The following is a 14,322-nucleotide window of genomic DNA, read 5'->3' as shown; positions in this document are numbered from 1 at the left end:
GCGCGGCCTGGTTCGCGACGGTGCCCCCCGCGCGGAGATCACGTCATGGCGCAAGGCTTCAATGCGTTGCGGACGGAGAGGCCCTCCAATTCGAGGAGGGACTGTTTCAGACGCGCGGCATTGATAGCGCCGATGACGGGGCTAGCCAGCGTGAGGAATTTCGCTTCCACTTCCGCCTGTCCAAAAGCGGGCCCGCCGGGGGCGCCGGTTGGAACCTCGGCCTCGGCAGAAAGCGTTTTGCCATTCTGGAGAGTGACGCTGACGCGGGCCGGCAGGAGCCTTTGCGCATAAAATACCTCATCGGCGCTGGCGAGGGTTGAAAGGCTGATCCGTGCCGCGGTTTGTCTAACACCTTCGTCAGTCAGGTCGTCTTCGCGCAGGCCGGTCGCGGAGGACTTGTCGTGCAGTTCGAGCGCGAGCGCATAGGGGATATGAAATGCCGCTTCGATGGTGGATTGCGGCCAAGGGCCATCAAAGTCACGAACGAATTCGCTCACGGTTTCGACATGAATGCCCCTGATGTCGGCATGGCCGAAACGATGTCTTGTCTGCAGCACGCGCAGGCAGTCGATCGCGGTATGGATCCAGCGGCAGACGCCATAAGGTTTGAAGCCGGTCTCAAGGATGAAGTAGCGTTCCCCCCACCGGTCAAGCATGTTCTGGGGTTCAAAGCGGTCGGAACCGGCCATGGCCCAGAAGCCGTCGTCGCCGTCGAAGATGGCGCGGTTCCCGTGGAAGCCTTCGCGTACAAGGTCCACCGCCGTGATGGCCCCCTTGTTCGCCCATCCGTAATTGTTCTTCAAAAAACTTATCGGCCGAGAATAGAATTTTTGCCCAAAGGGAAGCGGAGCATGCATCGGCGTCAGTCCGTAAGCATCGGCGATTTGCCCGGCGCTGAATCGGTGCAACAGGCTTGTTGCCGTGCATGCGCCGAAAATCTGCCAAGTCGCAAGACCGCTGACCTGGCGGTTGCGGCCTTCGGTAGACCGCATGGCCGTGCCAAGGCGCAGTGACATTTCATAGCCACCGACAATCGCGGCGATCAGCGCCTTGCCGGAGCTGTTTACCTCTTCGGCAACGGCAAGCGCAGCCGGGATAATGGAGTTGCCGGGATGCCCGAAAAGGACGTAGGAATCATCCAGGCTAAGCATGCTGGCGCTATGGCCATTGGCGTGAGCGGCATTGGCAGGATGGAAGCATAGTGACGTGCCGAAAACGGTGCTTGGACCACCCGAATCGATACGCGCGAGATAGGGCGTCATTTGTCTCGCCCCGCGAGTAGTGCTTCCCGCGATCATGCATCCGACATGGTCGAGGACGAGAAGCTTCGCCTTGTCGAGTACTGCTACCGGCAGTTCGTCGTATGTGAGGCTGGCGACCGTATTGGCAACGTCTTGTGTCAGCGACATAGTTTCGAACCGCAATGAGGAATGGGAAGTCAATGCAGGGCCTGCGCATCCTGTCGGCGCCGACAGCTAGTCTGGGGCCCCGCTCAGTGGGAAGGTGGCTATTTCTGAATCCAGGCGTTCCAGCGATCGATCAGCATTGGCTTGTTGGCGTTGATCCACTCGGGGTCCGGAACCACCATTTCGGCCTGACCTCCTCGGCCGATGGCATGTCCGGCATCGGCGCCCCATGCACATATTGGGCGTTAATAAGCGTTGCGTATCCAGATTCATGAGAACTCCATTCAATTGTAGAGATATGCCAGCAACGGCAGCCAAAACATCAAGCGGGTAAGGACGCGTGGCTGCGAGTGAAGGGGGCGTGACTTCGAAATAGCCCTTGATGAGGCTGTAGGCGCCCATCAATTTCTGATCGCACATTTGCCAGAAATGTGATTGCGCATCCTCACAGCGGTGTTCGTATTACGCAAGGGGCGTTAACGGCGCCGCGTGTGAAAACGAGGAGCACTCGTGCCAAATAGACGTTGGCAGCTAGTGCGACAAAACCTTCTCCTTAGCCGTGACGTTTTGCGGATATCCATGCATGTACCGTGCCAAGGAGAAAGTCATGTCAAAACAAAACGATGGCTCTAACACTGCATTGTCGTATGTCGGATGTCGTCGGACATACGAAAATGCGAAACGTGGTTGAATTGCACTGATCAACCGCGCGGATCTCCGAACGATTCTGGCGGCGATCGCTTCGGGCAGTCCGGTGCTCCCGGACTCGCTAACGGATCAGGACAGTCAGTATATCGTCGACGCACCTTCCTGCCCGCTTGCGCCACGACGCTCGTAAGGGCGCTGGTCGCGCAGAAGCTGGAAGGCGATCGTCAAAAGCTTGCGCACCACCGCCACCTTGGCCTTGTTGGTGCCGAGGGCTTCAGGCGCTCATAAAGGTCTCGCAACTCCGGATCGGCAGCGATGGCAGGGGCAACGGCTTCGACAAAGGCCCAGCGCAGCCATTTGTTGCGCTGCTTGATGATCTTACCGTGAAAAGTCCGGCCGCCGCTCGAACAGGTCGAGGGAACCAGCCCGGCATAGGCGGCAAGCTTCTTGGCGGAGCGGAAGCGGCCGACATCATCAATCTCGGCATCGATCAGCCGGGCAAATAATTCGCCGATCCCGGGAATCGTCTTTAAGAGCTTCACATTGGCGTTCTCTCGCGTCAGCGTCCGGATCATGGCTTCCGACTGTTTGATCCGTACATTGATATCGTCGATGAAGGCGATACCGCGGTCGATCTGGATGCGATCGATCGCGAGACCGGCAATTGCGCCAATTGTTTGCGCCCGGCCTTACCGAACAGCTCGCCGAGCTTTCTGAGCTGGGCCGTCTGTTCCGGATAGCGGTCGAAGACGGTAAGGATCCGGTTCTTCCACCATGATGCGCAGCCGCACGTAGAACATCCGCTCGCGCAGCGCCACACGCACTTCCCGGGCCTCCGCGCTCTGGGCCCAGGCTTGCAGCACAAGATCGGCCCGGGGCAGATGCGCCAGCACCGTCGCATCAATCTTGTCGGTCTTGATCTTGGCGTCGGCGGTCGCCTTGACCTTCAGCGGGTGGGCGAGCATGACATCGTCGCAGATGTCGCCGAGCCAGTCGTAGATGACCATCAAGTTGCGGGTGGCCTCCACGACGGCGTGGGAGTTGTCCCTGTAGCGGTCGAGAAACGCCGCCAGCGAATGGCGGTCGTTCTTCACCCGGCCTGAGTGCAGCGTCTTGCCGGCGCTGTCCTGAACAACAAGATGGCTCCAGATTTGTGGTAATCCACACCGATGTCATAGTCGTAAGGCACGGTCGCACTTGCTCCGTCGTTGAGAGCGTCGAAACCCCAATACGGTACGCCGCAAGGTAGGAATTGCGACTGTCCCTCGAGCGCCATCCACATTTTAGCGATCCGTTCTTCCCGTGGGCGCGGCCTCTTTCATGCCACCTCCGTATTCGCAGCGGCACATGGGCATTCTCCGCCCAGTTGTTCAATCCCTTATACGACCGATGCTCGACGCCCGGCATCACCTGTCGCCTAGCTGCTCCATAGGAGCGCAGCTTGTCGGTGATCATGCGCGTCGGCGCGACGTTTTACTTCTTCGGCAGCCGCGTCAGCAATCGTCGAGCACATAGCCATCCTGGTCGACGGCGGGCCACAACCAGTGTTTCCTGCCGGCGATCGTGATGACGAACTCGTCCAGGTGCCAGACATCGTTTCGGCTGTGCTGCTTGCGGCGCAAGCGGCGAGCGTAGTCCGGACCGAACTTGATGCCCCACCGGCGGATTGTGCTTCCGCACTCCAGCAGCATTTCCTCTACGAGACGCAGGCTCAAGGGGAACCTGTAGTAGAGCCAGACTGCATTGGCGATGATCTGCGGCGGGGAACGATCGCGCTTCTAGCTGACGGTTGCGGTGTTCATGACATCGGTAAATGCCGCAAATCCCTGAACGCGAGTTAAGTTAAGTTGATAACGCCCTCTGATGAGAGGATCGAGCGATTTCGGCGATCTGGCCTGCTACCGACGCGTTGTCGACAGTAACTGCGAGCCCAGCCGGCCTAGTGTCGCGATAATGCCTTATACGGCTAAACGCTCCACCACTTGAGCCGCGACGATGGGCGCGTCACCCACGTTGGTGTCCGGCCAGACCCGTGCGCGTTTTTTGGGGAAAGCACCTGGGACGAAATAGGAGAGGCCCGCGCTTGCAACATAGATAGTCGCTGCAACGCCCTCGAAATTCCGATTGAAGTGGAACTGCGACTTCATGACGATGAAGTCCTGCTCGATGATATTGATGTCGTGGGATTCGAAAACGGCCCGATCAACGATGAACCCTGGCTTTGAAGTGGCAATCACAAGGATACGGTTGTCAATCTCGATAAGGGCCGTATTTCCCATGGAAGCGGATTCGTTGGCAAAACTGGGCCCAATGAGTTTAATATCCCTATTGTTGAGCATCTTGACCACGCCTTCGACCTCGAAGGGCAGATATAGCGGGGTCACCTTGCCGCCGAGACGCATCTTGATTTTCGCGCCGACTCCGGCGGCATGTGCCTGAGCGACGGTTTCCGGATCATTGACCGTCATCGCGCCCTGGAGCTTCACAGGATGCTTCAGTGCGGCCTGCAGGATCAAGGTGCTGTCGCCCGGCGCGCCGGCCAGCGTCCGGTCTCCAAGATCGGCAAGCGCCTTGGTGATGCCGCTCTTGTCCTTCGCAGTGGCATCTAGGGCCTCTTCGATCGTCACGGCTTCATCCTTGAAGCACTCGCGCAGATCCCAGAACTCCTGGGCGTAATCCTCCACGATCGCCTTTGCTTGCGCATATGGCCCGTTGCTGAGGATTACAGCGGCCTGACCCATGTCCGTTAGATCCGCAAAGCGATAGGCGTTGTAGATGCTAAGGTCCACCACTGGCGCTTCCGACTTCTCGAGCGCACGTGCACGTGCGTGCATTTCCCTAAGTGGGCTGAGATGAGTTTCGAGCCTGCCTGGGGCAATCATTCGGGTTTTCGCGAAGGTATAGACCGGGCGCAGACGGCCTTCCAGGACATCGAAAACCAATCTAACGACCTTCTTGCCATTGTCGTAGTAATCGTCATGGGGATTGTTCTTGCAGGCGATGCAGATGTCGGCTGCCTTCAACATCTGCGGCGTGATGTTGGCATGAAGGTCGAGACCTACTCCGATGACCGCGTTTCCGCCGATGGCGCCGCGAATGTAGGAGAGGAAATCACCTTCCGCATCTTCGAACTCAGTCGTGGACATCGACCCATGCAGGTCCAGAACAACCGCATCGGGTGCGAGCTTCTTGAGCTCCTCGCCCCAGAACTGGCGTTGCTCAACGTAGAAACCATGATCGATGGCGCCGCTCGGGGCGACCATCGAATCTGAAACGGGAAGAATTTCAATATCAGCGCGTTCAATCAAGGCGTCGACAATCCCGCCGAGCGTTGTGCCATTTCCCTTGACCGCCTCGATCACAGTCTCGCCGCGAACAACCGTGATATCTGTCGCGGCTATCGCAGGCGCATATCCGTGCGATTCATGAAACAGGCGTCCGACTGCTATGCGCTTCATAATCTTATATTTCCTCCTGAATGTCAGGCTTTTGATCGCCAGGGACTTCGCGGCTACTTACTGGGTCAGTGTGCAAGGACGTATTGGTGCGTTTTATGCCGCGGTACAAAGGGTGCGGATGGGGCTGGGCGTGGTGACCCGCAACAGGAAGCGCCGGGGACAACTGCTTAGGTTCTTAGGGGGCCGCAGGTTGTTCCTGTTCGCCAGGGGTCAAAAATGGTGTAATCGACCAATCGATTAAGTCGACGGCACGCTGAAGTATCGCCTCTGTCGAAGCGCGCCTGGGGGAAGCGGCGATGACATACCCGATCAAGTCTCGGAGGTCACCCTTCCTCACGATTGGCGTCTTGGCTTCAACATAGAATTTGACCTCGGCTACACCGGGTATGGCAGCCGCCCGATTATCGCCGCCGATCCAATCGAGGGTGCCATCGCGATCAGGAACGAGGTACCGCGCGGCCGCAATGTGCGAATGCCTTCTGCGCAAATCCCATTCATCGCCAATGGCAAGCTTGACGTGTTCGGTGATGAGATCGACACCGTAAGCCAGCTGAATCAGTTGAGAACAGGGCGCACCAGCAAGACGCGGATTGACTTCAATGACGACTGGGCCACGCTTTGTCCACCGGAACTCAATGCAGGTTGGCCCCCAGCCAAGGTCGAGTGCTCGCAAACAGCTTAGCGAAACATCGGCCATGCGCTCATGCTCGTCATCCGTCAGCGGTGCCGGAAAGATGCTCTCATGACCGACGAAATACGGCGGAGGGCCCGAGTCACCGGCTTCAATCCCAATGACCTCATTTCCCATTATGTGAACGAGATAGTAGGGTCCTTCTGCGAATTCTTCGACCAGGATCCTCGGCGAGGCCCGCCATATGTGCTTCCCGCCCAACAGATAAGTCGTATGTTCGGCCAACTCGTTGACGTCGCGGCACAATCGGACTCCCCTGCTGCCGCTGCCCACGGCTGGCTTGATAATCACCGGCAGGCCGATCTCCTCGGCAGCGCTTTCCACCTCCGTCGCATCCGCTGCCAAGCGATAAGCAGGTATTAAAATGCCGGCTTCCTCCAGAAGCTGACGTTGCTTGAATTTGTCACAGCATTGTTCGATGGATGTAGGGTCCGGTCCCGGCAAATCGAAATGCCGGCAGAGCTTGCCAACTGTCGCATAGAACGAGTCCCCGACGGATGTAATGCCAGCAATGTCATAGGTTTCGTGCAGCCCGGAGCATTCGCGGATCAGCGCATCGACGTCGGCTGTATCGACACGGATTGCCTCAATTCCTTCGGCCCCAAGATAGTCGTACTGGGCTGGATCAGCCGACAGGACAATTGGATGAAGGCCAAGACGCGGGGTCGCCTGGACGTATAGCGGACCATTATACCTTGAACCTTCAAGAAGGATTAGTGCTCTCTTTGCCATTGGCCGTTGTCTCCGACATTGCGCGCTGTGCGGCGGTCGTTAGCGTATGTCAGAGAAAGCTTCTTCAGCCTTGCCTGACCTCAGACTTGTGGTGAACGTACCATTGCCAGCGATCCGCGGTCGCAAAAATTCTATAACTTTACTTGAAGGATCTGTTGCAACAGTTTTGTCACCGGCCCTGTCCGGATCTTTTGCGATCCGCTGCTGGTGCCGTCGCTTAGTCGTTTCGATTGAGATAATTTTGGAGCTTCTTTGCCAGGACGCTTACATGAGGGGGAGCGACCATTGTGTAATGATCACCCGGAACCTCGTGAATTTCCAAGTGGCCTAGGGCGAACTGCTTCCACCCAAGATCGCCATCATGTTCATTCGTGGATGTGCGCAACCCCTTCTTGGCCGCAAAAAGGACGCACCTGCTGTCGTTCGCTCGAGGCGTATAGTTACGCAGCGCAATTCTATTTGCCTCGGCAACTGTCAGGATACGATCGAGCTGCGTGTCACTGATGGCGGGGAGTTTACCTGCTTGCCTTCCGAGCTCGAGCAAGGCGATGACTTGGCGCTCACGTTTGATGGATTTCAGCTTTTTCCAATGTTTCTTCAGCGGGGGGAAAAGAATGCTCAATATTATAGCTTGCTCGCTCAGCCAGTCAGGAATGGGGCTGTTGCCGAGCAGGGGATGATAAAGGCCACTTGTGTGCGCTTCATACTTGTGAAGCGCCTTGGCATCGAGCAGCCCCAGTATTGCTATCTGCTCACCAGCATCGCTCAATTGGCAAGCCATTTCCCAAGCAATACTGCCGCCCATCGACAAGCCTACAAGCTGATAAGGGCCGTGGGACTGCACGCTCTTGATGGCCTCAACGTATTCTCGCGCCATCTCCGGAATGCTCAGGTGAGGTCTCGTCTCACCGTCCAGACCGCGCGCCTGAAGGCCGAAGACTTGCTGCTCCACGCCGAGTGCTTTAGCAAGAGGCGTATATAAGAGCACATTTCCTCCAAAAGGGTGGGGGCAAAACAGAGGCGCCCGCGAACCGCCGGTTTGTATTGGCACCAATGCACTCGGCCATGCGCTGTTAAGGGGCTTCGACAGGGCTATCGCGAGACTTCTTGGTGTCTGGTGTTCGAGCAACTGGGACGCAGCCAGTCTCTCTCCCGTGAGCTGCTCGATGCAATTGATGACGCTTAAGGCACTCAATGAATCGCCACCAAGATCAAAGAAACTATCGGTTAGAGCAACGTCATCGAGGCCCAAAATGTCCCGATAGACCGCCGCGATTTGGCAGTCCAAAGCTGCCTCAGCAGACATCTCACCCCCAATCGGACTGCGCGCTTCTTCGTTCTCGGCCGGGCGATCGGCGGATACGGCCGCAATACCAGGTTGAACCAAGTCCACATCTTGTGCCTTCGCATTGGCGCCCGCGTCAAGCCAGTGACGCTTGCGATCGAAAGGATAAGGGGGGAGGGGGGTACGCTGCCGGGCTCTATTGCCGTGCAGACCAGACCAATCAACGGGAACGCCGCAGACCCAAAGCTTTCCCAGCGTCTGTAGCAGTCTCGCGTGATCGCCTTGCTTATGATCGTTGCCCCGCAAGGCCGGAAAGGCAACGGGGCTGCGCAGGTCGTCCTTTGACTTGAATTGTCTGGAATGTCCGGTCAGGGCTGCGCCAGGCCCCATCTCAATAAACAACTCGTGGCCCGATTGCACGAGCCGATCGAAAGCCAAATTGAACTGCACTGTCTCTCGCAGGTTGCGGACCCAATAGCCGCCATCGAGCGGCACGTCCGCCTCGAGCCAGTTGCCGGTCACCGTTGACATAAAAGGTACCTGCGGCGCGTGCAGCTCGACTTGTTCCGCATGAATCCTAAACTCCGGCAGGATTGGATCGAGCAGGGATGAATGCACAGCATGGCTTGCACGCACTCGTTTGCTCGGAATGGATCTCGCCTGTAATCCCTCATGAAACGCTGCGATCTCGGATTCGGCCCCGGAAACGACGCACTGACGCGGCCCGTTTACGGCCGCCAATGACAGGCTATCGTTCCAATAAGCTTGGAGCTCTTCGGGCGACAGGCCGACTGCAACGATCCCGCCGGCGGGCACTCGGGACGTTAATTGCCCCCTTGTCAGCGTCAGTCGAATGGCATCGGGCAAGGATATGGCGCCCGCAATATGAGCGGCTGCATATTCTCCGATACTGTGGCCGATCACAGCTGCCGGGGAAATGCCCCAGGAGATGAAGAGCTTGGCCACTGCATATTGCGTAGCGAAGATCACAGGCTGAATGACCGCTTCAAGCTCAGGCTCACGCTCGCCATCGGATCTGCCTTCCCTGTAGAGCAGGTGGCGGAAATCAATATGTGCGAACTCGTTAAGCCAATTTGCGCATTCGTCGATGGCGCTGCGGAATTCCGGCTCTTCTTTATAAAGCTCCCGACCCATTCCAATCTGCTGCCCGCCCTGGCCGGAGAACATGAACACGATGCGGGGTTCACTGCTTGGCTCTCGCGTCGCGCCCGCCTGCAATGCCGCCTGATCGAGTTGGTCGGCTAGTTCCACTAGATCGGATCCCACGAAACTTGTGCGATATCTGAGAGCGGCTCGACCCGTTTGCAGCGTGTATGCGATATTCGCAGCGTTTTGCTGAATATCGTTTCGGCGTAAAAAGCCGGCCATTTGCCGGAGCACTTCTGCTAGTGCGGATCTGCTCGCCGCCGATACTGGAAAGAGGTGCAGCCTGCCATCACCTTGCTCACCGGTTCGCGTCGGAGCTTCCTCGAGAACCGCGTGCGCGTTCGTGCCGCCAATGCCAAACGAGCTGACCCCACCACGCCTTGGCCCACCACCCTTGGGCCAAGCGGTGCAAGCCTTGTTTACGAAGACCGGACTTTCCTGAAAGTCGATGTTTGGGTTGGGCTTATCAAGATGCAGACTCGCTGGAATGACGCCCTTGTTCAGCATTGTGGCGAGCTTAATCAATCCCGTTACACCCGCTGCGGCGTCGAGGTGGCCAATATTTGTCTTCACCGAACCTATTGCGCAGAATTGGTTCCTGGCGGTGTGAGAACGGAAAGCCTTGGTCAGGCCGGAGATTTCGATGGGGTCTCCAAGATAAGTCCCTGTACCATGCGCCTCCACATAGCTAATGCTGTCCGCGGAGACGTCAGCATCGGTTAGGGCAGCTCGAATCACGGCAGCCTGGCCCTCGGCGCTGGGGGCGGTGAAGCCTACCTTGGCGGCGCCATCGTTGTTGATGGCGATTCCCTTTATGACGGACCAGATATAATCGCCGTCTCGGCATGCATCGCTTAGCCGCTTCAGGACGACGACCGCAGCTCCACTGCCTCTCACCGTTCCTTGCGCTTTGGCATCGAATGCACGACAATGGCCGTCAGGAGAGAGGATGTGGCCTTGTTGATGGAGATAGCCTTTTCCATGGGGTAGGGAAATCGATGCGCCACCCGCCAGCGCCATGTCGCACTCGCCGCGGCGCAGGCTTTGGCAGGCGAGGTGGACAGCAACCAGCGAAGTGGAGCAGGCCGTCTGAACTGACACGCAGGGGCCGGTCAAGTTGAGCTTGTAGGCGATACGCGTCGCCGTGAAATCGGGGCCATTAAGAATGCTGATTTGCAACTTCTCCGAATCCAGCAGGTCGCGGCCTCCTTCACGTGCAGCCAGGTAGTGGTTCGCCCCTACGCCGGCAAAGACGCCCACACCGCCTCCTACTGTCTCGCGCGATCCGTATCCCGCATGATCGAGCGCCTGATACGCCGTTTCCAGCAGGATCCGCTGTTGCGGGTCCATCCAGGCTGCTTCCTTAGGCGAGATGCCGAAAAACGCTGCGTCAAACAAATCAACTCCGCTGATAACGGCCTCGCGCCTAACATAATTAGGCTTGGCCAAAGTCTCGGGATCGACACCAGCTGCCCGCAATGCTTGTTGATCCAGATCTGCAATTGACTCTACGCCATCAGCCAAGTTGCTCCAGAACTGATCAACATTCTCCGCCCCCGGGAACCTGCCCGCCATCCCAATGATTGCAACGGCATTGTGGTCCTCGTTGGGTTCACTTTCAATTGTGGCCGGGCCACTCGATCTCTTTAAGTCCTGCGCGGCGTGAGGAGCGCGTGGAATTGCGGCCAAGTGCGTGGCGAGCCTTCTTATGGTGGTGTGCTCGAACAGGTCCAGAATCTTGCAATCAATGCCCAATCGATCGTGGATACGCGCCTGAACCTGGACGATGGCCAGGGAATGTCCGCCAACATCGAAGAAATTGTCTTCAACGCCAACGGAATCCAGCTTCAGCACGTCCTTCCAGATCTCAGCCACTTCCGTCTGCAGCCTGCCAGTCGGAACAGTTGCGGCCTTTAATTTCGAGGCGTCCCCCGGATCGGGAAGAGCGCGCCGATCGATCTTGCCGCTGCGATTGGTCGGTAGCTGCGGAAGGAACACGAACCGCGAGGGAATCATGTAGCCAGGCAGCGCGGCGCGCAGGAAAGCCTGAAGTTCATCGATATCCTCCGAACTTTCCCGTCGCCTCACCACATAAGCTGTGAGGCCCGTATTCTCGTCGAGACGGTCTGTCAGTGTGACGCAGCATCCTTTGACGTTTTCGTGCTCGATCAGACATTGCTCAATTTCGGCAAGCTCGACGCGCATGCCGCGAATCTTGATCTGTCCGTCTTTCCGGCCCAGGAACTCAATCGTGCCATCTGACCGATAGCGGGCCCGATCCCCAGTTTTGTACAGCCTGGATTCCGGCTCGTCATCGAACGGGTTTGCCTGGAAAACCTGGCGCGTGAGTTCATCGCGATTCATGTAGCCCCGGGCTATGCCGACGCCCCCGATGTAAAGTTCACCGATTGCGCCGATCGGTGCCGGATTTCCATAGCGATCAAGGATGTAAGCCTGGGTATTGCCGGCGGGGCGCCCAATGGGTGGCTTTCGCCCGTCGGCTCTCACCTCGGTCCTTATGCAGTAAATGGTCGCTTCGGTCGGACCATAGGAATTGAAGATGCGGCGCTTTTCGCCCCATCGCTCAATGAGGCTCGACGGCAAGGGCTCTCCGCCTGACTTGATTACGGTGAGATCAGGAAGATCAGTCGACGGCAAGGATGTCCAAGCTGTCGGTGTAAGACCGGCAACGGTGATGCGCTCACGGCGCATGAACTCGACGAGCTCTGCTCCGGGCAGTGATGCCGATGGGGGCGCAAGGCACAATCGACCACCCGAGGACAAAGCCAGCATAATATCGAATAGCGATGCATCAAATCCACAGGAAGCGAACTGCAATACTCGGCTATCCGGCCCCAACTGATAGGTTCTTTTTAGATCCTCCACCACGTTGCAGACGCTGCGGTGCTCAATCATCACGCCTTTCGGCTGGCCCGTGGACCCGGACGTATAGATCACGTAAGCCAAGTCGGAGGGGCCAGCAGGGCAGTGCGGAGGCGTGACTTCATGCAGGGCAATTTCCGTTTGGTCCATGTCGAGGAGAACCGCCGCGCATCCATTCACACCTTCAATGTTTAGCCCTGACAGGGCTTGTCCGAATGTGTATTCTTGAAGCTTGGCCTTGCTGATGATCGCAGTGGCGCCAGCGTCCCGCATCATGAAGCGTAGGCGCTGGGGTGGAAGTCGCGGATCGAGAGGAACATAGACGGCCCCGGCCTTCAGGACCGCTAGAAAGCCGACGATGAGATCGCACGAACGCTCTAAGAGAATGCCGACCACGTCTCCAAGGCCGACACCTTTTGAAATTAGATGACGGGCGAGCCTGTTTGCCCTTTGCTCAAGTGCGGCATAGCTGAGTGCCTCCAACGGGCAGCTGACAGCCATATTGTCTGGGTAAGCGGCGGCCTGCTCTTCGATCAGGTTGTGCAGGCAAATGTTGGCCGGGAAACGTGCAGCTGTCTCGTTCCAGTCGTACAGAAGCTGGCGCTCTTCCTCTGGGGTCAGAAGACTATAGTCACCTATCCGTCGCGCTGGCGCATCTGCAATCGCATCAAGCAGCAAATAATAGTGCTTCGCCAGCAGCTCGATGGTGCTAGGATCCCACAAATCCGCGTTGTATACGACATAAAGGCGCACGCTGTCCTTGCCGGCCAGGATACGAAAGTCAAGATCTATCCAGATATCGGTCTCGCAGAGTCGGATTTGCGCAGGCAAGTCGGCGAGGTCGACGTCGCGTGGCGTGAAGCCAAGAGAACTAACCGCCTCCGGAATGAAGTTGAAAACTGCTTGCGCGAGCGGATTGCGATCAGGTGCAGGGGGGAGCTTGAGCTTCTCCAGCAGCAGGGGAAAAGGAAAATACTCGTGGCTGCGCGCACCGCGCATGACCTGACGCACTCGCTGCAGATGGTCAAGAAAAATGGGATTTCCGGAAAGATCCTGGCGTAGGGAAGCCAGGGTCACAAAGTAGCCGAAGGTCCCCGAAAAATCTTCTGCCGGACGACCGAGGCGTGGCGCGTAAAGGGTGATGTCATCCTGGTCGCCATAACGATGCAGCAGGACATAAAAGGCAGCAAGCAGCACGGCGGCGAGCGTCACTTTTTCTTTGTGCGCCAGTCGCTCCAAGCGCGCGACCAGCGGCATCTCAATATTCACGGAGAAAACTGACCCGGTGTGCGTGGCAATTGCAGCTCGTGGTCTGTCGGTAGGAAGGGCCAGGCCGGGCTCATGATCGACAAACTGGCTGCGCCAGTAGGCCCACATGCGTTCTCCGTCGTCGCCAGCCAGCAGGCGCTCTTGCCATGCTACGAAGTCCCCGTAAGGAGCCGCCGTAGTCAGACCCGGCATATCCGTGTCGCCGCAGAACGCCTGGTAGAGCCTGCCGAACTCGTGCAGGAAGATACGAATGCTGTAGCCGTCGGATATGATGTGATGGAAATTGAGGAGGAGAGTCTCTTCCATGGCACTGCTGATGAACAGGTGAGCGCGAAACAGCGGCCCATGCTCCAGATCGAAAGGCGAGCGAGCTTCCGCCGCGATGGATTCATGGAAAGCCGCCTCTTCGACACCTGGCAGCCGAACGACATGAAAGCTCAGAGGAGCTGTCTTATGAATGCGTTGAACGACATGCTCGCCTTCCTGGTGAAAGGTCGTGCGCAGCATTTCGTGGCGGTCGATCAATGATTGGAGCGCGCGCCGCAAGGCATCCATGTCGAACGGTGCCTTTATGCGCAGCTCGACTGGCAGATTGTATTCGCTACCGGTCGGTCGTTTTTGATGATGTATCCAAAGGCCCATCTGGCCATGCGACAGCGGACGCGTAACATGATCCATTGCTTTCTCCAGCCACATAGTTGTGCGGAGAACGCTACCCGTCTTCTCTTGGAAACAGTTCGAATTTTCGGAGAATTATTCAGTCGTTTATGTGAACCTGTCGTA

Annotated in this window: 4 protein-coding genes and 2 pseudogenes; all 6 read right to left on the bottom strand. The window is 57.6% G+C overall.

What is annotated here, in order from left to right:
• Positions 1-38: 38 nt before the first annotated feature.
• Positions 39-1,409 carry an MmgE/PrpD family protein gene (locus FKV68_RS23190; protein ID WP_180941968.1) on the bottom strand — a complete coding sequence of 457 codons (1,371 nt, stop codon included), beginning with the start codon at positions 1,407-1,409 and terminating at the stop codon, positions 39-41.
• 783 nt (positions 1,410-2,192) lie between these two features.
• Positions 2,193-3,336, bottom strand: a pseudogene (locus FKV68_RS23185) (IS110 family RNA-guided transposase).
• 17 nt (positions 3,337-3,353) lie between these two features.
• Positions 3,354-3,808 (bottom strand): annotated as a pseudogene (locus tag FKV68_RS23180) (IS6 family transposase); the annotation flags it as partial.
• 204 nt (positions 3,809-4,012) lie between these two features.
• A complete protein-coding gene (locus FKV68_RS23175) occupies positions 4,013-5,512 on the bottom strand; it encodes a M81 family metallopeptidase (protein WP_180941967.1) in 1,500 nt (499 codons plus the stop codon).
• A gap of 175 nt (positions 5,513-5,687) precedes the next feature.
• Positions 5,688-6,935, bottom strand: coding sequence for an ATP-grasp domain-containing protein (locus FKV68_RS23170; RefSeq protein ID WP_180941966.1), 1,248 nt, complete (start codon positions 6,933-6,935; stop codon positions 5,688-5,690).
• Between the two features lie 217 nt (positions 6,936-7,152).
• Positions 7,153-14,217 carry a hybrid non-ribosomal peptide synthetase/type I polyketide synthase gene (locus FKV68_RS23165; protein WP_180942295.1) on the bottom strand — a complete coding sequence of 2,355 codons (7,065 nt, stop codon included), beginning with the start codon at positions 14,215-14,217 and terminating at the stop codon, positions 7,153-7,155.
• Positions 14,218-14,322 lie beyond the last annotated feature (105 nt).

The sequence above is a fragment of the Sinorhizobium mexicanum genome (assembly GCF_013488225.1).
Lineage (GTDB): Bacteria > Pseudomonadota > Alphaproteobacteria > Rhizobiales > Rhizobiaceae > Sinorhizobium > Sinorhizobium mexicanum.
This window is presented reverse-complemented; position numbering and strand designations above follow the sequence as displayed.

Excerpts from the sequence above, each read along its gene's own strand:
- FKV68_RS23175 (WP_180941967.1), bottom strand. The coding sequence starts at position 5,512 with ATGAAGCGCATAGCAGTCGGACGCCTGTTTCATGAATCGCACGGATAT.
- FKV68_RS23190 (WP_180941968.1), bottom strand. The coding sequence starts at position 1,409 with ATGTCGCTGACACAAGACGTTGCCAATACGGTCGCCAGCCTCACATAC.
- FKV68_RS23170 (WP_180941966.1), bottom strand. The coding sequence starts at position 6,935 with ATGGCAAAGAGAGCACTAATCCTTCTTGAAGGTTCAAGGTATAATGGT.
- FKV68_RS23165 (WP_180942295.1), bottom strand. The coding sequence starts at position 14,217 with ATGGATCATGTTACGCGTCCGCTGTCGCATGGCCAGATGGGCCTTTGG.